At 55.8% G+C, this 19,164-nt stretch carries 16 protein-coding genes; 4 read left to right on the top strand and 12 right to left on the bottom strand.

From position 1 onward, the window contains the following. Positions 1-161 precede the first annotated feature (161 nt). Entirely contained in the window at positions 162-1,883 is a 1,722-nt protein-coding gene (gene poxB / locus AQS70_RS13215) for a ubiquinone-dependent pyruvate dehydrogenase (RefSeq protein ID WP_055103222.1), read from the top strand. 46 nt (positions 1,884-1,929) lie between these two features. Here poxB and AQS70_RS13210 read toward each other — a convergent pair whose 3' ends face one another. From AQS70_RS13210 to AQS70_RS13160, 11 genes are all read right to left on the bottom strand, one after another. Next, entirely contained in the window at positions 1,930-3,441 is a 1,512-nt protein-coding gene (locus AQS70_RS13210; protein ID WP_055103221.1) for an amidase family protein, read from the bottom strand. Positions 3,442-3,663: 222 nt separating this feature from the next. After that, complete coding sequence (locus AQS70_RS13205) at positions 3,664-4,818, bottom strand: iron-containing alcohol dehydrogenase (protein ID WP_055103220.1); 1,155 nt, start codon at positions 4,816-4,818, stop codon at positions 3,664-3,666. A 107-nt stretch (positions 4,819-4,925) separates the two neighbouring features. Then, positions 4,926-6,080: an iron-containing alcohol dehydrogenase gene (locus tag AQS70_RS13200; RefSeq protein WP_055103219.1), complete on the bottom strand. Its 1,155-nt coding sequence runs from the start codon at positions 6,078-6,080 to the stop codon at positions 4,926-4,928. A gap of 8 nt (positions 6,081-6,088) precedes the next feature. Continuing rightward, positions 6,089-6,736, bottom strand: a complete 648-nt coding sequence (locus tag AQS70_RS13195) for an ATP-binding cassette domain-containing protein (protein ID WP_055103218.1) — start codon at positions 6,734-6,736, stop codon at positions 6,089-6,091. Further along, a complete protein-coding gene (locus tag AQS70_RS13190) occupies positions 6,733-7,503 on the bottom strand; it encodes an ABC transporter ATP-binding protein (protein ID WP_055103217.1) in 771 nt (256 codons plus the stop codon). Before AQS70_RS13190 ends, AQS70_RS13195 begins: the two co-directional genes overlap by 4 nt. Next, positions 7,500-8,444 carry a branched-chain amino acid ABC transporter permease gene (locus AQS70_RS13185; protein ID WP_055103216.1) on the bottom strand — a complete coding sequence of 315 codons (945 nt, stop codon included), beginning with the start codon at positions 8,442-8,444 and terminating at the stop codon, positions 7,500-7,502. The genes AQS70_RS13190 and AQS70_RS13185 overlap by 4 nt, the downstream gene beginning before the upstream one ends. After that, positions 8,445-9,344, bottom strand: coding sequence for a branched-chain amino acid ABC transporter permease (locus AQS70_RS13180; RefSeq protein ID WP_055103215.1), 900 nt, complete (start codon positions 9,342-9,344; stop codon positions 8,445-8,447). Positions 9,345-9,456: 112 nt separating this feature from the next. Continuing rightward, positions 9,457-10,779 carry an ABC transporter substrate-binding protein gene (locus tag AQS70_RS13175; protein WP_055103214.1) on the bottom strand — a complete coding sequence of 441 codons (1,323 nt, stop codon included), beginning with the start codon at positions 10,777-10,779 and terminating at the stop codon, positions 9,457-9,459. Between the two features lie 28 nt (positions 10,780-10,807). Next, complete coding sequence (locus AQS70_RS13170; protein WP_241492838.1) at positions 10,808-12,121, bottom strand: ABC transporter substrate-binding protein; 1,314 nt, start codon at positions 12,119-12,121, stop codon at positions 10,808-10,810. A gap of 234 nt (positions 12,122-12,355) precedes the next feature. Beyond that, on the bottom strand, positions 12,356-13,663 hold the full coding sequence (locus tag AQS70_RS13165; protein WP_055103212.1) for a sigma-54-dependent transcriptional regulator: 1,308 nt from the start codon (positions 13,661-13,663) through the stop codon (positions 12,356-12,358). 18 nt (positions 13,664-13,681) lie between these two features. Beyond that, positions 13,682-15,433 (bottom strand): sensor histidine kinase, encoded by a 1,752-nt coding sequence (locus AQS70_RS13160; RefSeq protein ID WP_055103211.1) that lies wholly within the window; start codon positions 15,431-15,433, stop codon positions 13,682-13,684. Positions 15,434-15,577: 144 nt separating this feature from the next. Between AQS70_RS13160 and AQS70_RS13155 the strand changes: the two genes are divergently transcribed. Both AQS70_RS13155 and map read left to right on the top strand, forming a co-directional pair. Further along, the gene (locus AQS70_RS13155; RefSeq protein ID WP_055103210.1) at positions 15,578-15,829 is read left to right on the top strand and encodes a ParD-like family protein; all 252 of its coding nucleotides are present in this window, start codon (positions 15,578-15,580) and stop codon (positions 15,827-15,829) included. Further along, complete coding sequence (gene map / locus AQS70_RS13150) at positions 15,826-16,617, top strand: type I methionyl aminopeptidase (protein WP_055103209.1); 792 nt, start codon at positions 15,826-15,828, stop codon at positions 16,615-16,617. Before AQS70_RS13155 ends, map begins: the two co-directional genes overlap by 4 nt. Positions 16,618-17,148: 531 nt before the next feature. On the opposite strand, the gene AQS70_RS13145 is transcribed toward map, so the two are convergent. Continuing rightward, positions 17,149-18,126, bottom strand: coding sequence for an AraC family transcriptional regulator (locus tag AQS70_RS13145; protein ID WP_055103208.1), 978 nt, complete (start codon positions 18,124-18,126; stop codon positions 17,149-17,151). A 441-nt stretch (positions 18,127-18,567) separates the two neighbouring features. Here AQS70_RS13145 and AQS70_RS13140 point away from each other — a divergent pair. After that, positions 18,568-19,164: MinD/ParA family ATP-binding protein (locus AQS70_RS13140; protein ID WP_055103207.1), on the top strand; the 597-nt coding region annotated here is incomplete at its 3' end.

Genomic DNA, 19,164 nt, shown 5'->3' with positions numbered 1-19,164 from the left:
CTTCATCGAACGTTTTAAAAAGCGGCAAGGTCGGATGCAGTGTCTATCCTGCTTGGGCAAAGGCTGCGATCTGTTAAAAACTCAACAGATCGCAGCCTACGGCAGCTCCTACCAAAGCCCCGAGCCAAGCCATCTTTTTCTAACTCTGAGAGGCGTCTTCTGTGTCCAGAACTGTAGCCGATTTCATTACCGAGACTTTTCAACAAGCGGGCGTAAAACGTGTGTATGGCGTGGTTGGCGATTCCTTAAATGGCTTCACTGACTCACTGCGCCGCCAAGATCAGATCAAGTGGATTCACATGCGCAACGAAGAAGCCGCGGCCTTTGCTGCAGGCGCTGAAGCGCATTTGACGGGCGAACTGGCGGTATGCGCAGGCAGTTGCGGCCCAGGTAACCTGCACTTGATCAATGGTTTGTTTGATGCCCACCGCAGCGGCGTCCCCGTGCTGGCACTGGCAGCGCATATTCCGGGCAGCGAAATCGGCATTGATTACTTTCAGGCCACGCACCCTGAAAGCCTGTTCAAAGAATGCAGCCACTATGTCGAACTGGTGTCGCGCCCCGAGCAACTGCCGCAGATTCTCGAGCGTGCCATGCGCGTCGCCATTGCCAAGCGCGGCGTGGCCGTGGTGGTGATTCCGGGCGATGTGGCGCTGCAAGAAACCGAGGCCAAAGTACCGAACTGGCTAACCCCCACACAGCCACAGATCCGCCCCAGCGACAGCGATATTAATCAGCTGGCCGGGTTTCTGAATGACGGCAAAAAAGTCACCTTGCTCTGTGGTGCAGGATGCGCCGATGCCCACACCGAAATCCTGGCGCTGGCCGAACGCTTGAACGCGCCGATTGTGCATGCGTTGCGCGGCAAGGAGCACGTGGAGTACGACAACCCGTATGACGTCGGCATGACCGGGCTGATCGGCTTTGCTTCGGGTTACTTTGCGATGAAGAACTGCGACACGCTACTGATGCTCGGGACCAACTTCCCGTATCGGCAGTTCTTCCCGGAACACAGCCACATTGCTCAGATTGACTTGCGCTCAGAAGCCTTAGGCAATCGTTGCGGCTTGGAGCTGGGGCTTATTGGCGATGTAAAACTGACCCTGCAAGCGGTGCTGCCCCACGTGGAGCAAAACCCAAATCGAGCGCACCTCGACGCTGCGCTCAAGGACTACAAAAAAGCCCGCGATGACCTTGATGCCCTGGCTGAAAGCGGCCCTAACAGCACCATCATCCACCCGCAGTACTTGAACCGCTTGGTCAGCGAATTGGCCGATGAAGACGCGATTTTTACCTGCGACGTCGGCACCCCGACCGCATGGGCCGCCCGCTATTTAAAAATGAACGGCCAGCGCCGCCTGATCGGCTCGTTCAACCACGGCTCAATGGCCAACGCCATGCTACAAGCCATCGGCGCGCAAGCCAGCTTCCCTTACCGCCAAGTCATTTCGATGTCTGGCGACGGTGGTTTCACCATGATGATGGGCGACTTTTTGACCCTAAAACAGGTGGGTTTACCGGTCAAAGTCATTGTCCTGAACAACGGCACTTTGGGTTTTGTTGAGATGGAAATGAAGGCGGCCGGTTTCCCAGACGTGGGCTGCGATCTCGATAACCCAAACTTTGCGGCCATGGCGCAAGCCATGGGCGTGAAAGGGATCCGCGTCGAACACCCGTCTGAGTTGGAAGCCGCATTGCGCGAAGCCTTCAGCCATGACGGCCCAGTGCTGGTCGATGTGGTCAGCGCACGCCAAGAGCTGGTGATGCCGCCCACCAAAACCTTCGAGCAGGCCAAAGGCTTTAGCTTGTTTATGCTCAAAACCGTGATGGATGGCCGGGCCAAGGAATTGATTGATTTGGCCAAAGTCAATTTGTTGCGCTGACTTGCCTAGGCAGCTCACGCCCTGTGAGCTGCCTATTAGCGGCGGGTCAGTCGTTAAACACCCACGGGGCTGGCAATTGCTTGAAATCATTGCGTTGAGGAGCTGATCGGAACGCCGGGTTCTGACGCATGGGTCTTAGTTGTTCGTAGGCATACGCCATGCTCAACAATTGGCTGTCACTGCCTTGCGCGCCATAAAAATATAAACCCGTGGGTAAGCCGTTGTGATCGAGGCCATTGGGCAGGGTGACACTGGGATAACCAATCAGCGGAATAACACTGGAAACGATGGAGATAGGCACATCAATCACCGCATCAACGGCATTGCGAGTTAGGGTGTTATCAACTTCTTGCTGGTGAAAGGTATAAAGTGCTTTCCAAAGTTCGTCATAACGCACGCGGTCATAGGGGGTGGCGTGCGCCAGCTCAATAAACGCCTGATTGTAATCACGGCCTTCCGATGACTGATCGTTGAATGCAATTAATTGCGTTAAATCTTTCGCAGCGCTGTCTTCGCGACTGGCTAAGTACGCGTTAACAGCCAGATTGAATTCCATGGCCATAAATTCGAAATAGTGATCAAACTGTTGTTGCACAGGCGCAACCGGCACTAGCGTTGCGCCTGCGTCTTTTAAAACAGTCAGTGCTTTAACAAAGTCAGGGTTTTTATCCCATTCTGACGAGCCCGGTATAAATCGGTCCGGGTAACCGATACGTTTGCCTTGTAGCGCAAACGGATCAAGAGCAGCCGTGAGGTCGACGGGGTTGTCCAGCATCAGGCCGAGCAGCGCTGCCGCATCCGAAACAGTGCGAGCGAAAGCGCCTAACGTGTCTTGTTTAACCGAGAAAACCACGATACCTGACGTATCAATCACTGCCCGCGTTGGTTTCACGCCGACAACACCATTGGCGAACGCCGGGCAATTAATCGAGCCGTTGGTTTCCGTCCCGACTGAAAGTGGCACCAACCCCGCCGCAACCGCGACGGCGGAACCCGTGCTGGAACCACACGGATCAGCCTGTAAAACATGGGGGTTCAAGGTTTTCCCGCCTCTACCACTCCAGCCATTTGGCACGTTAGTGCCACGGAACCCCATCCACTCGCTCAAGTTGGCTTTACCCAAAATAATGGCGCCGCCCTCGCGCAGTTTGCGCACCACATCCGCGTCATATCCAACCGGCTCGCCCAACAGAGCCAGTGAACCTGCGGTGGTCTGCAGCGTATCAGCCGTGCTGATGTTGTCTTTGAGCAACACCGGAATCCCGTGTAAAGGGCCGCGTAACTCGCCTTCAAGCCGCTCGTTATCACGCTGCGCAGCAATCGCCAAGGCTTCTGGGTTTAACTCCACCACCGCATTGATCGCAGGCCCTTGCTTATCGAGGGTTTCGATACGCTGTAGCAGAAACTGAACCAACTCGACCGAGGTGAGTTCACCATTGGCCATGTCTTCAGATAATTGGCTAACGGTCTTATAAGCTAAACCTGAAAGCTCAACGCTGTGTGTTTGCTGGGCGTTTTCACCCTGAGTTGTTTTATCAACACTTGAGCTCGCCAACACCGTGCAAGAGGTCAATAAAACAGAATGACACAGGCAGAATATTGCGAGCCTGTGCCGCTTTTTATTAGATTTCATATATAAACCACTCAATCGTAACAGGTGCACTTAGGCACTAATAACTAGAGCCTAGTGCACGCAAACTGAGTGACCCTATTCGTGTAGCTATGAACATGTAAGTTGATAAAACATTAAAAGCCAATGTGTTACATGGCCATCACTGCCTTAAAAAACACTCCGATAAATTGCCTCGACATCCTGCTCATTCATGTCACGTGGGTTGCTGTCGATCAATCGGCGTATGCCCACAACGACCTCTGAAGCCATGGTCGGCAACGACGCTTCATCCACCTTCAATTCTGACAAGCGCAGTTGCAAACCGCTGTCGTTGACCAAGCTTTCAATGGCCTGAACAAAAGCCTCGGCAGCGCTGGCCTCGTCTTCAAATGACTGACCCGGCAACACGCACGCCGCCAGTTCGGCGTAATGGCGCTGGGCCTTGGGCCGGTTAAAACGAATGACCGGCGCCATGACCAAGGCGTTGGCATGACCGTGGGGGATGTGAAAGCGAGCGCCCAGCGGGTAGGCCAACGCATGAATGGCGGCCACGGATGCATTAACAAATGCCATGCCCGCCATCAACGAACCTTGCAGCATCGCCGAGCGGGCTTGCAGGTCATTTCCGTCAGCCAAAACCTTACGCAGGTTGCTGCCCAGCAAGGTCAATGCCGCCGTGGCTAACCCATCGGAAATCGGATTTTTGCGCGTACGACTGGTATACGCCTCAATCGCATGAACCATCGCATCCAATCCTGTAGCCGCGGTCACTTTAGGCGGTAGGCCCAAGGTCAGAAGCGGATCAAGAATCGCCACATCAGGCAGCAATTGAGGGGAGTACACCGCTTGCTTTTTGTTCTGCGGGTCGGTGATCACCGACACCCAGGTCACTTCCGAACCGGTGCCGGAGGTGGTCGGCATCAACACCAGCGGTAAGCGTTTACCCAGGGCTTTGTCGGTGCCGTAGAGCTGCTCCAGCGGTTGTTCGCTGTTACACAGCAAGGCGACCAGTTTGGCCGCGTCCAACGAACTGCCACCGCCCAAGCCCAACACCCCTTGCGCCTTGAACGCTTTGGCCTGGCTGGCGGCTTGCTCGACCACGGCCGAGGACGGGTCGGGGGTCACTTGATCAAATACTGCCACTTCACAGCCGCTCGCTTGCAGCACCGCTTGCGCCTGGCCTGCGAAACCGAGGCTGACGATTCCCGGATCACAGACCAACATCACTCGCTGAGCGCCAAGGCCGCGAAACACCTCACCCAGCGCTTGCAAGGCCCCTGGCTCGCAGATGATGCGCGGCACACTTCTGAATTCATGGTTCATCGCTGACTCCTGTTAACAGATGAATATCCTCGTGTAGGAGCTGCCGTAGGCTGCGAGCGTTAAAAGATCGCAGCCTGCGGCAGCTCCTACAAGGCGACTGAGGGGGTTTAAAGCACCGAGCTGTAAATAGCGTGGATGTCGTCGCGATTAAGCGGGCGCGGGTTGTTGATCAGTAGCCGCTCGATTTTCAGCGCGTCATCGGTCAATTGGTCGAGGTGCGCCACGGTCACCCCGACTTCGTTCAGGCGTTGGGCAAATGGCATGCGCGTCACCAATTGGGTCATGAACGCGATAAATGCCTCACAAGCTTCAGCAGCACTGGCAAAGTGCTGCCCCGGCAACACCGCCGAGGCCAACTGTGCGTACAACGCCTCGGCTGACGGGCGATTGAAGTTCAGTACCGGCACCAGTACTAAGGCATTACTCAACCCGTGGGGGACATGAAAATGCCCACCCAGCGGATACGCCAGCGCATGCACCGCCGCCACTGGCGCGTTGGCGAAGGCCATGCCCGCCAGCATTGAGCCCAGCAGCATGTTCGAGCGCGCCTGCAAGTCGCTAGGCTCCGCCAACACACGGTCCATGTTGGCCGCCAATAACGTCAACGCCTGCACCGCCAGACCATCCGAGAGCACGTTTTTTTTGTGCGCACTGGTGTAAGCCTCAATGGCGTGCACCATCGCATCAACGCCGGTCATCGCACTGATCGCTGCTGGCAAGCCCACGGTGAGCCGCGCATCCAACAAAGCGATATCGGGGTACAAGAGCGAGCTGACAACGCCCTTTTTCTCATGGCTCGGGGTGGTGACAATGGCCACCGCTGTGACTTCCGAGCCAGTGCCAGCCGTGGTCGGAACCTGAATCAACGGCAAGCGCGGGCCTTTGGCCAGCCCAATCCCGTAGATGTCCTCCAGCCGCTGTTCGTGGCCGCACAGCAAGGCCACCAGTTTGGCGATGTCCAGCGAGCTGCCACCGCCCAGACCGATCACCGCTTGAGCGCGGCATTCGCGGGCCACCGCCACGGCCTCTTCGACACAAGCTACCGGCGGGTCAGCCTGCACCTCGCGGTACAGCGTGACCTGCAAGCCGCTGTCACGCATGGCTTGTAGCGGCGCATCCAACAAGCCAGCGCGCAGCAACCCAGGGTCGCTGACCAGCAAGACCCGCTCGGCATTCAGCTCGCGGCACAAAGCGCCAAGGCGTAATGCGCCGTCAATTTCGCAGATCACTCGCGGTGTGGTTTCAAAGGTAAATGTCGACATGTTGCCCCCTACCCTGCGGTCACACTGCCGCGCTCAATGCGAAACAACGCATCGACCAGGTCAGCAGAGTGAGTGTCATCGGATTCAGAAATAAGTACACACAGGCCTTCGCGGCCGAGTTTGGCGATCACTTCGCTCAAGCGCCGCGACAAAACCGGTGCCACGCCCTCAAACGGTTCATCGAGCAACAGCAGCTTATTGCCGGGCATCAACGCCCGCGCCAGCGCCACCAGTTTTTGTTGCCCGCCAGACAGTTGCATGGCCTTGCGCTCGCGGAACTGGGCGATTTCTGGAATCAGGCTGTAGACCCATTCCAGACGCTGTTGGCTGTCCGGCAGTTTGTTGGCCCACACCGGCAGCAAAATATTCTCCTCGACCGTCAGCGCAGGGATCAGTCGGCGGTCTTCTGGCAGGTAACTGATACCCGCCCCCGCCCGGGTGAAGCCCGGCTGATTACGCAGGTCTTGGCCAACAAAACTGATCGACCCGGAATCGGCATCCAGCAGGCCCATGATGGCGCGGATCAAGGTGGTTTTACCGGCGCCGTTGTGGCCGATCAAACCGACCATTTGCCCGGCGCCCACGGTCAAAGACACGTTATGCAGAATCGGCACACCTTCAATCGAGACGTGCAGGTTGCGAATATCCAGACTCATTGCGCTGCCCTCTTATGAGCGTTTGGCCCGCCGGTCACGAACTCTTGCACGCGGGGGTTGGCAAGCACTGCTTCGGGTGCCCCGTCGGCCAGTACTTCGCCACTGTAAAAGGCCAGAATTCGCGACACATAACGGCGCACCACGTCCATGTCGTGTTCCACAAACAACACGGTGACCTGATGCTGTGCAACCACGCGCATCACGGTATCCATGAGCGCTGTTTTCTCTTCGGCACTCACACCGCTGGTGGGCTCATCGAGCAGCAACATTTGCGGATCACCGATTAACGCCATGGCGATGTCGATTAATTTGCGCACCCCCTGCGGCACGGCGGTGACCGGGGTATCGCGCCAGCGGCTGATGTCGAACTCGGCCAAGATCGCATCGGCCTGCTCGATCCGGCTCGCGTTGCGCATGGGCGCCAACAGCGACGGAAACGGGCTTTGCGCCGCCGAGACGGCAATCAGCAGGTTGTCCAGCACGCTCAGTTGCGCAAACAGTTGCGCGACCTGGAACGAGCGGGCCATTCCGGCCCGGGTAATGGCCCGTGGTGTGCGACCTATGATCGACTGGCCATTGAACAGAATCTCGCCACGGCTGGGTTTTAGGTAGCCAGTCACCATGTTAATGAACGTGGTTTTACCCGCGCCATTGGAGCCAATCACGCCCACCACTTCGCCTTTGTGGATGCGCACGTTCACGTCTTTGGCAGCCGTCACCGCGCCAAACTCTTTACACAGCCCTTGAGTTTCCAGAATGCAGGTCATGCTTTTGCCCTCCGTGCTTGCGCGGTGAACAGGCTCCATAAGCCTTTAGGCAGGAACACGATGATCGCCAACAGGGTGAAACCCAGAATCATTTGCCAGCTGTGGGGCATCCACTCAATGGCGTAGGTACGCACCACGGCGAACAGAACGGCCGCAATAAACGGTGCAGCGACGTGCGCTGTGCCGCCCAGCAAAGCGATAAAGACGAACTCGCCAGAGGTGATCCAGTAGGCCATTTCCGGGTCGATATGCCCGGCTGATAACGCCATGAACCCACCACCCAACGCTGATACGGCAGCGGCGGCCACGTAGTTCATGTACAGCACCCAGCGCGGCGACTGACCGAGGTATTCAACCCGCACTTCGTTTTCGCGGATCGCCTCGCACATCATCCCCGCACTGCTGCGGCTGTAGCGGTGCAACAACACCGCCAGCAGACCTGAACAAGCCACGATGATGATGAACAACGCCAGTGGCGCCTGCCCTGATGCCGGTGTCCAGCCAAACAAGGTCCAGGCTTTGACGTTGAAGCCATCAGTGCTGCCCAGCGCCGAGCTTTTAACCAGCACGCCGTACAAAATCATCGAGAACGCCAAAGACAGCATGGCGAAGAAGATCTCGCGATAGCGGGTCATCAGCAGCCCGAGCAACATGGCCAACAGCACTGCCGCACCCACGCCAATCAGCAGCAACAGGGCAAGGTCGGTAATGTTTAGAAAATGCCCACTCATGCCGACCGCGTAGCCGCCGATGCAAAAGAACAAGCCTTGACCAAAGGTCACTAACCCGGCGCGCATTTGCATGACAACGCCCTGCACCACCATAGCCTTGGCCAAAGCCATGGTCAGCAGAAACACCAGCCATTGCGGGGCGATCACTCCCCCTGCGGCTAGGAGCACGGCAACGCCGAGCAGAATCAATTCGGTTTTACTTAGGCGCATTTAGATTTTCCTCGCCAGTACACGGCCGAACAGCCCTTGAGGACGCACTGCCAACACCAGCGCCATCACCCCGTAAATCACAAAGAGCTCGAATTCCGGCGCGTAATGCACCGCGGCGGCGCGACTCAAGCCCACCAGCAAAGCGCCCACAGCCGCGCCTTCGATGCTGCCCATGCCGCCGATCACCACCACGGCAAACGCCAGCACGATGACCTCAACCCCCATGCCCGGCACCACCGAGATCGCAGGTGCGGTCAAGGCGCCGGCCAAGGTGCCGAGCATGGTGCCCAGCACGAATACCAAGGTGAACATGCGCCGCACATTGACCCCCATCGCCATCGCCACTTCACGGTCGTGGATCACCGCGCGCAGCACCTTGCCCTGATGCGTGCGCTCCAGCCATAACCACAGGCCCAGCCCCAGTACCAGCGAAACACCCACCAGCATCAGGTCATAATTCGAGACCTTGAGCCCGGCCAGCGCGCTGCGCCCCATCTCGGCGTATGGCTGATAGGCAAAATACGGGTTCACGCCCCAGATCATCTTCATGGTGTCTTCGAGGATCAGCAGCAGTGCGTAAGTGATGATCACCATCAACACTTCATCGCGGCCATACATAAAGCGCAGCAGACCACGCTCGATGATCAGCCCGACGATCAGACCGGCCACCAGTGCGCAACCGAGCATCAGCAGATACCCGGCCCAGACCGGGCCAATCCCGTTATTGAAATACCAGCCCACCAGCGAGGCCGCGGTATAGGCGCCAATTGCATAAAAGCTGCCGTGGGCCATGTTCAGGATGCGCATCACCCCGTAGATCACCGTAAGCCCGGCCGCGACCAGAAACAGCCACGAGGCATAGATGGTGCCGTCAATCAGCACCGCGAAAAGACTCATCATTACAGTCGTACCTTGGCAAGAAGGTGGCGATGACTGTTGGAGCGAGCGTGAGCGTTCACCGATCAAAAGATCGCGAAGCACGCTCGCGCCAACAGAAGTGGGCGTTAGCGGATCAGTTGCACTGCGCGCCAGGGAAGCCGGCTTTGATCCACTCCAGCGCGGTGGTGCCATCCGGTGGGGTTACGCATTCGCCCGAGAAGGCGATGACGTTTTGCACGCCGCCTTTTTTGGTCGCCGGGTCGTATTGGTATTCGCCGTAGGCAATCCCTTGCATGGCTTGGTGACCGTCAGCGCGGGCCATTTGCACGGTGCCCGACACCGACTCGAAGGTCGCGCCTTTGAACGCTTTGGCGATTTGCTGTGGGGTCGGGATCTTGCCCGGCTCAACCTTGGTATTTTCGGCCGCGTGCTTGAGGCCAAGAATCGCTTGGGCCATTTTGCTCGCAGGGTAAGTCGGGGCGGTGTTGTAGGCCGTCTGGTACTTGTCTTTGAACCAGCCATTGAGGTTGTTTTGCGGAGCAAATGCGCCAAATGGGCCGCGGCCGCCGATGATCATGCCATTGGGCGCTTGATCCTTATAACGGTCGATGGCCGACTCGCCGCAGGTCAGCACCGCCGTCGCGTCTTCGAGTAGACCACGGGCGTTGGCTTGCAACACCAAAGCTTCCATGTCGCCGCCCCAGAAGCTGGAGTGGATGATGTCAGGCCGTTTGACCGAGATCGCGGAAATCTCTGCACCGTACTGGCCCTGGAAGACTTTTGGCATTTGCGACTCAACCACTTTGGCCTTGGGCATCAATTGCTCCATGGAGTGGGTGAAGTCATTCCAGCTGTCTTGGCCCCATGCGTAGTTTTGCTGAATGCCCGCTACTTTTTGTGCATCCGGGCGCACTTTGCTCAAGTAGCGAGCGGCGCCAATGTTATCCACCGCCGCATCGAGGCTGGTGCGAAATACGTATTCCGGGGTTTTGTCTTCTTTGAACAGCTGTGAGGTGCCGCAGTCGTAAAACACGGTCAGGGCGCCCAGTTCTTCAGCGACCGGCGCAATCGCTAGGCAGTCGCCGGAAGAGATGTACCCCACCACGGCATCGACTTTTTGGCGCTGAACCAGGTTACGGAACTCCTCGACCTGCTTGGACGCACCTCCGGCCTCGTCAATCATGACCATTTCAATCTCGGCACCGTTGATCCCGATCTTGTCGTAAGGCGCTGGCAACTGGCCTTTGTTCAAGCCTTCGATCAACACCTTGGCCGCATTGGCTGACGGCTCGCCAAACGGGCCTGCCGCTGGGCCTGAAAGGAAGGTGACGACGCCGATTCGGAACTTGCCGTTATCAGCCGCCTGAACCCCGGCGCTCAATGACAGGGCCAAGCCTGCCGCCGTAATGGCGTAGGCAAGAGGGTGTTTCAACATGCTTTTCTTAGAGTTATTCATGCTTGGTTCTCGGTGGATGAGCGAACCGCTAAGGCTCGGCTACGGGTTTTCGTGCGGCCAGCCGCCGCTTTAAAGTGGCGCTATCGAGCTGTAGCTCTTGCGCCGAATACACCGACCAGTCACCCAGCATCAGTTGGGCGGGCGGGTAGTCGGTATTGCTGACCGGCGTGCCAATGGCTTGGCTCTGCTGGATCTGATGGGTCACTGGGTCGATTCGCGAAAAGCTCCCGGGCGGGTCTTCAGGCAGGGCAATTTCCAGCCCCTCCAGCGCGTGGATCAACGCTTGGGTGTCGGTCACGCCGCCGGTCTGCTCATATGCTTGGGCCATGACCATGACCCCGGTGTAGGCGCCCTGTGCGGCGTAGGTCGGGTAACGCCCGCTCAACTGGTGGAAGCGCTCAACAAACGAGCGATTGCGCGCGGTGTCTGGCCAGTTGTTGTGGTGACGTGCCGAGAGGATCAGGCCATTGGGCGCCTTGTTGCCCAGCGACACCAAAAAGTCGTAATTAGCCCCGGTGTCGAAGTTCGCCAAACGCGAGGTTTCTAGCAGTCGGCTACTGGCAGCCTGTTTGACGAATGCATGGAAATCGCCGCCCCAAATAGCCGAGACAATAATGTCGGGTTTAGCCTGCTCCAGCGCGGCGATGTAAGGCGAGTAATCGGGCTCATACAGGCGCGGCCACAACTCGATAACGTCATCGAACTTCACGCCCAATTGGTTCAGGGCTTCGTGCAGGTCATCACGCGAGACGTGGCCGTATTCGTAGTCTGGGCCAATAAACGCGAGCCGCTTCCAACCGGTTTTTTGCTGCAAGTCTTTGAGGTAGCGCGCCCCCGCTGCCATGGACGTCCAGGTGTCATTGGTCACGCGGAAATAGTAGGGATGGCCGTTTTCCAAGGTCATGCGCGAGGAGGCGTGATCGGTGCCGATCATCAGTACTTTTTCTTGCCGGGCCAGTTGGCTGACGGCCAGCGCCACCCCAGACGAGACCATGCCGCACAACACTTGCACGCCGTCTTTGTGGATGAAGCTCTTGGCCAAACTGACCCCGTAGGACGCTTTGGACTGGTCATCATCGACAATCACCCGCAGCCGCGGCACAGCTTCACCGGCCACGCGACGGGCCTGTAATTCGTTGAGTGCGACTTGAATCCCGATGATGCTGTCATGGCCGTAGATGGCGGCGCGTTCGGTCATCGGGTACAGGCAGCCCATGGTCAGGTCGGCCTCGGCGCTAGGCACGCCCAGCTCCAGACGGCCGACTTCGGCGCCAGAGAAGGTGCTGACGAGCAAGCTGCTCAGAGTCAGGAGGCCACAGGCCCATTGACGCATCGGGGACATAAGTTCCTTTGGGCGTTGAAAACGCCTCTTGTTGGAGTGCTGGAAGGGATAGAGCAAGGGTTGTGCCAAAACACTAATACGGTGTTTGGGTGCATCTCTATTTTTGTAGGAGCTGGCGCAGCCTGCGATCTGTTGATGTTAAAGATCAAAAGATCGCAGCCTTTGGCCGCTCCTACCGTTAAGGTCAACCTTGGATGAGCGGTTAGCGCTCAATCTGCGCGCAAGGGTGAGCGGTTAGCGCTCAATCCCTAGGCGTTGCAGGCGTCGTTTGAGCGCGTGCCGAGAAATACCCAGTAGTTGCGCGGCCAAGCCCTTATGCCCCGCTGAACGGCTGAGCGCATCGGTCACCAGATCGCGCTCGGCGCGCTCAAGCTGGTCGCCAATCACCCCCGCGGGCTCCGCTGCTTGCGCTTGTAACTGCGCGGGCAACATTGCCGCGCTGATGCCTTGGCCCGGGGACAGTATCGTCAGGCGCTCTACTAAGTTTTTTAGTTCGCGCACATTGCCAGGCCAGCGATGGCGGCGCAGGGCTGCCACGCAGTCTGGCAAAAACTGGATCGCACTGACGCCCTCTTCAACGGCTTGGCGCTGAGCAAAATACTGCGCCAGTAACAGCAGGTCATCACCGCGCTCACGCAAGGCTGGAATGTCTAAGGTGATCACATTCAGGCGGTAGAACAGGTCTTCACGAAACCGCCCCAACCGTACATCGTCCGCGAGATCACGGTTGGTGGCCGCGACCACGCGCACGTCGGCGTTGCTGGCCTGGCTTGCCCCCACGGCACGATAGCTGCCGTTTTCCAAAAAGTGCAGCAGCTTGGCTTGCAGGCTCAGCGGCAACTCGCCAATTTCGTCGAGAAACAACGTGCCGCCATTGGCCTGACTGACCAGCCCAGCGCGTTTTTGATGGGCGCCGGTGTAGGCACCTTTCTCGGAGCCAAACAGTTCGGCCTCGATGAGCTGTTCGGGTAAGGCCGCGCAGTTGACTTCAATAAAGGCGCTGGCCGCCCGAGCACTGTGAGTGTGCAAGGCTTGAGCAACCAAGGTCTTACCGGTCCCGGACTCACCCAAGAGTAGAATCCGGGTCGCCGAACTGCGGGCAATTCGCTGCACCGCGGCGTGCAATGCGCTCATCGCCGCGCTGTGCCCTTGCAGCCCCGCGACCGCCGTTTCAGGGGCATCCATCGCCAAGGTATTGCTGATGGTTGCCAGTAAGTCATCCAACTCGAAAGGCTTGGTCAGGTAGTCAGAGGCTCCACTTTTGACTGCCTGCACCGCCGCCCGTGTGTCGCCGTGGGCTGAGATCATGATCACCGGCAACTGCGGGCTGCGCTGGCGCAAGCCATCGAGAGTGGCCATGCCGTCTATGCCCGGTAGCCCTAAGTCCAACAACACGATGTCGATGTCGTCCAGCGCCTGTTGCAGCGCCGCTTCGCCACTGTTGGCCGTGCTGATACGCATACCTTCGCCGCGCAATGCATAGCTGAGCGAGCGTACCAACGCTTCTTCATCATCAACGATTAACACGTGAACATCAGACATCTGTGACTCACTTAATAATTATTCTTCGGGGAGCGAATGGGGTTCACTGCAAACAATCTGCTGAGCAGCCGGGAAATCCAGCGTCACCTGTGTGCCCTCCCCCAACTGACTGTGGATGTGCAGCCGCGCACCATTGGCCTCCAGCAATTGCTGGCTAATGCTCAAGCCAAGCCCCGTACCTTGAGGTTTTAAGGTGAAAAAAGGCTGGCGGATCTGCTGCAGATGCTCGGCAGAAATACCGCAGCCTTGGTCGATGATCAACAGCCGCACCCGCCCTTGGCCTGTCTCGGCACTTAGCCTGACCACAGCGCCATCTGGGCTGGCTTGCACAGCGTTCAAACACAGGTTGAGTAGCACTTGCCGAGCTTGATCCGGGTCGACAACGATCTGCAAACGCCCTGCTGGCTCGCACACCAACTGCAGATTGCGCGCTTGCAGGTGCGGCGTCACCATGGCCACCGTATGTGCGAACAAGTCCGCGACCGATACCACGCACGGTTCGGCCGGGTGCGGACGACCGTATTGCAACAGATCGTTGGTAACCCGTGACAAGCGGTCGATTTCTTTGACCAAGTCGCTCAGTAAGTGCCGCCGCTCGGGTTCTTGCTCGCGCCGTAACAAGGCTTGTACGGTGGTTTTCATGGTGGCCAGCGGGTTGCGCACTTCATGAGCAACACCGGTGGCAAAAGTCCCCAGCACGGCGAGGTTTTCGGTGCGTACGGTGTGGTCCATCACCTGCGCCAAGCGCTCGGCCATGACGTTAAATGCGCGAGCCACTTGGCCAATTTCATCGTCCTGTGGCTGTTGCGCCAAGCGGTAACTCAAGTCGCCCATGGACAGTTGGTGAGCGCCCTGCAACAGGGTGTTAACCCGAGCGCGTAATTGCCGCGAGAGGGTAAAAAACACCACGAGGATAAATCCGATAAAACCCGCAGCCACCCAGTACAACCACCAGCGGGCATCATTTAAGGGTTTAAGAATGGCGCCAGGTTCTACGCTGAACACCAGTTGCCAGCCTGGCAAAATCATCGGCCCCTCGTGCCATTGCCCCGGGGCCTTAACTTGGCGCCCAGTCGGGTCGACAAACGCGCCACCGGGGACGCGTAACAGCGGCGCAACAACGCCGCTCATGCCCGCACTAACCAGTAATTCGGTCAAGGACGCGAGGCGCAAATGCAGGGCAATCCGCACCTTTTGGTTGGTGCGGCCTATACGGATGCTTTTGCGGATCAAAAAACTGCCAGAGCCGCCCGCCTTGGGCAACAGCGGCCCGATCACTTCGACATCGCCGACCCATTGCACCGGTAAACCGGCAATAGACCAATGTTCACTGCCCCAATACGGCTCGCCAGAGGCGGACTGGCCAGGCAACACTTTGATCAAGCGATCTTGCTCATCAAAAAACAGCACGCCGTACATAAAGGGCAAGTCGCCCTCCAGCTTGAGCAGCGAGTCAACATCACTGATAAGTCGCGATTGATCGACTATAAATTCAGGCATGTTGGGGTGATTGGACAATGCCGAGAGTTGGTAGAAGCGATCATCCAGAAAGGAAGACAGGCGGTTGGCCGTCGATAGCGCTTGAGCATCCAATCGCTCGCCCGTTAACCGATTGAGCAGGTCTTTAGCGATCTGTTCATAAAAAATCGCCAGCGTGATCAGCGCCACGCTCATGACCACAACGGACAGCAGGGTATAGCGCGCCACCAGACTTCGGTGCGGTCGGGCAAGCCACTGCAACAACACATGCAAGCGAGAGTGGGAGGTCATGGTGCTCTGGATTGTTTTTGTAATGGCCACAGCATAGGGATGGAGCCTTGGGCCTGTCTATGACTGCGTGTTGCAGAGTTCGTGGCGGATCACTTAATATACGTTTCGATTACATTTCATACATATTTCATATAGAGCATTGTCATGGGCATCGTAAAAATCTCGGACGCCATGCACGAAAATCTGCGCATCGCTAGCAACGCACTCAGCCGCTCGATCAACGCGCAAGCCGAGCATTGGATGCGAATCGGCATGTTGACGGAGCTGTACCCGGATCTGGATCACAACCAGATCAGTCGTTTACTGATTCGGGCTGAGCTTGCGGGTGGTCTGGACTTGAAAGCGCTCTGCCAATTGGCTGACTCGGCCCAATCAACAGCTGGAGCAGACCAATGAGAGCGAATGTTGTCATTAATAGCGCAGCGCAAATTGCCCAGTCCAAAACCGCAGGCATGTTGGCGGCCGAGGTGCTGGCAATGATCACGCCACACGTCAAGGCGGGGGTTACCACCGACCAACTTGATCAGATCTGCCATGACTACATCGTCAATGTGCAAAAGGCCATTCCCGGTAATGTCGGTTATCACGGGTTTCCGAAAACAGTCTGCACATCGGTCAATGAAGTGGTCTGTCACGGTATTCCGTCTGGCCGGGTGCTACACGATGGCGACATCGTAAACATTGACATCGCGGTGGTGAAAGATGGCTGGTACGGCGACACCAGCCGCATGTACTTCGTCGGTGAACCCAGCCCGCAGGCGAGGCATCTGGTGAAAACGACCTATGACGCCATGTGTGCGGGTATTCGTCAGGTACGTCCCGGCGCAACGTTGGGCGATATCGGTCATGCCATCCAGACCCTGGCCGAAAAAGAAGGCTTTAGCGTGGTGCGCGAGTACTGCGGGCACGGCATCGGCAAGGTCTATCACGACGAGCCCCAAGTGCTGCACTACGGTTACCCGGGCCAAGGCTTGAAGCGTAAAACCGGAATGATCTTCACCATCGAACCGATGCTCAACGCGGGTAAACGCCATGTTAAAACCCTCGCCGATCAATGGACCGTGGTCACTAAAGACCTGTCGCTGTCAGCCCAATGGGAACATATGGTCGCGGTGACGGAAAACGGCTTTGAAGTGCTTAGCCCGTGGCCCGATACGCTTGAGGGCTACACCGCGATTAGCTGATTTGTAAAAAAGATAGGCGCCTCATGGAAGTCACTAGGCGCCCTGTTGTTGATGTCCGTACACTGCGAACTAATCAAAAGTTTAGTTTAGACACTCTGCAGCCCTGCAGGATTTGTCAGAAGCGCTGCGCATTGGCAACCATTAAAGTCATGAATTCCTCACCAAATTAAACAGTGAAATAAATGACTCAACAGGATAGGAGTGACTCGCGCGCACACTTATTCAACGAGTTTAAGACCAATAATAGGGTGCATAGCGCGGGATGAGTTGTCTGCGTTTCATTTGATGATATTCCTAGACTCGAGTGGCCCAACGACACCCTTCATGAGCCGTGATTGAAGATCACCCACCGAGATTAGACTGCTGCCAATCTTAGATAAACTTAACCAAATTAAAACCTGTTCATTTATCGACAAATATCTAATTAAAACAAGTGGTTAGTGTCTAGCATGACGAATAATCGCCCGCATCTATCATCAAACAAAAAATTAGAAAACGAGAGAGGTGCATACCGATAAAAAATAAAAAGTGCTACTGCATGGACAAATCCCTGTAACTTTGAGGGGTCATCCCAAACCATCTTAAAGAGGCCTTGTAAAAGCTGCTCTGATCACTAAACCCAAGCGTCGCAGATATATATTTAATGCTGTACATAGAATGCCGCAGGTATTCATGCGCCAACGCTTGCCTAACATCGTTGTACACCCGTGAAAAACTAAGGCCTTCAGACCGTAACGAATACTGTAGGGTTCTTTTACTCACTTTAAGTGTGGCAGAAATTGAATCCAGTGTGGGCACCACCCCCATGGCCAAGCTTTCGGAAACGGCTCTTCTTATCTTGGCGGAGGTAAACCCGCTAAAGGTTAGTTCTAACTGAACTTTTAGGAAATCAGCGTGCAACCTGTCTAACTTTGACGACGCGGTAATCAGCGGGTAATCGCATATTTCACTGGAGAAAATTAAAACATTATGATCTGCCGAAAATTTCAAATTTCTTCCAAACACTTCTTCTAATTGATGGGTTTTATCAGGAGGCGCATAAATAAATTCAACCCCCAACGGCACAACATAATAATGCGGCACCAGCCAGCGGATGAGACCCAATACAATTGAAAAATCCGCATCAACAGAAATCCGCGGCACCGTCTTTGTCAATTCTATGCTGACTATTTTTAAGCGACGGTCCTGAATGTCTAGCTTAAACAATGACCCATTGCTGATTAAGGAATAGTAATTAACCAACCGTTCAATGGCCCCTCCCAAGGTTGCACACGACATGACGGCATAGCCCAAAGCCCCCAGCATGGCGGGGTGCATATTTTTATAAGCTCTTAGCCCTAAATCAGGATCGCCAGAAATCACCGCTAGATTAGCCAACCAGTCATAGACGGATTTGATGTCCACATACTCAGCATCATCGACACAATCTTGAAATATTTCACTGGGCTTATAAACAGTCCCCAAGGCTCGACCGAGCAAATACACATATGACTTGCGAATTCTATACATTCATTTATCCATAGAACAAATAAAAGTACGAACAAATGCTATCTCATTCAGACACACACAAGCACGCACGGAGACCGACTCTCTAGAATTAATCGCGCCACAAAATGGAGTCAATGGCATTGCGCTTCAGGACATAACATTAGCCTCAGCGGACACTTATTAATGAATCAGGCACATGGGAGAATAAATCTCACTTCAAGTCTCTAAAACCCGAGAAGCACCCCCCCTCATGGAAAATCATAAAAAAAAGCGCGGCTGGGTATGGGCGTATAAAAAAATGCGCTCATTGCATTGCTCTCGTAGCACCGCCGCGTTAAAAGCCATACGTTTTGCACTGACTGGCGACACGGGTTCATTCCGGGATAAAAACAGTCATTATAAAATCAGACTCAAATCATAAGCTCATCGCTGTGCGAACACGCTAAGGATAGCGTCAACTGTATGAAAACAAAACACTCAGTTCAGGTCATCGCTATCACTGGCGGAAAAGGTGGAACCGGCAAAAGCACACTCGCTATAAACTTGTCCTTGGCGTTGGCCGCATTAGGTCAACGAGTCGCCTTATTGGATGGCAATTTAGAGCTACCGTGTATTGATGTGCTTTTAAATATCAAACCGACTAAAACACTGACGGACCTGATAGAAGGCAGCTGTTCATTAAAAGACATACTGTATAACGGCCCCAGCGGCGTCAGTTTGATACTCGGGGCTGCGCACTCAAAAACAATGAACTCGCTTAACACAGCCCACTACTATGGAATTATTAATGCCTTCAACGGTCTTCACAGTGACGTTGACACGCTTATCGTCGACACGGCTTCCGGCGCACATCATGACGCTTTAAACTTCGTCAACGCCGCGCATGAAGTCATCATGGTTATTTGCAACGAACCCGCTTCAATTCTCAACGCGCACGCTCTTATTTATAAGTTAAGTGAACATTACAACATCAAAAAATTCAGAGTTATCGTCAATAGAACGTACAGCGCCCTGCACGGCCAAGACATCTTCAACAAACTGCTTACGCTCACTGCCCAC

Source organism: Pseudomonas endophytica, assembly GCF_001411475.1.
Classification (GTDB): Bacteria; Pseudomonadota; Gammaproteobacteria; order Pseudomonadales; family Pseudomonadaceae; genus Aquipseudomonas; species Aquipseudomonas endophytica.
Note: the sequence above shows the minus strand (reverse complement) of the source record. Positions and strands in the feature narration are given on the sequence as shown.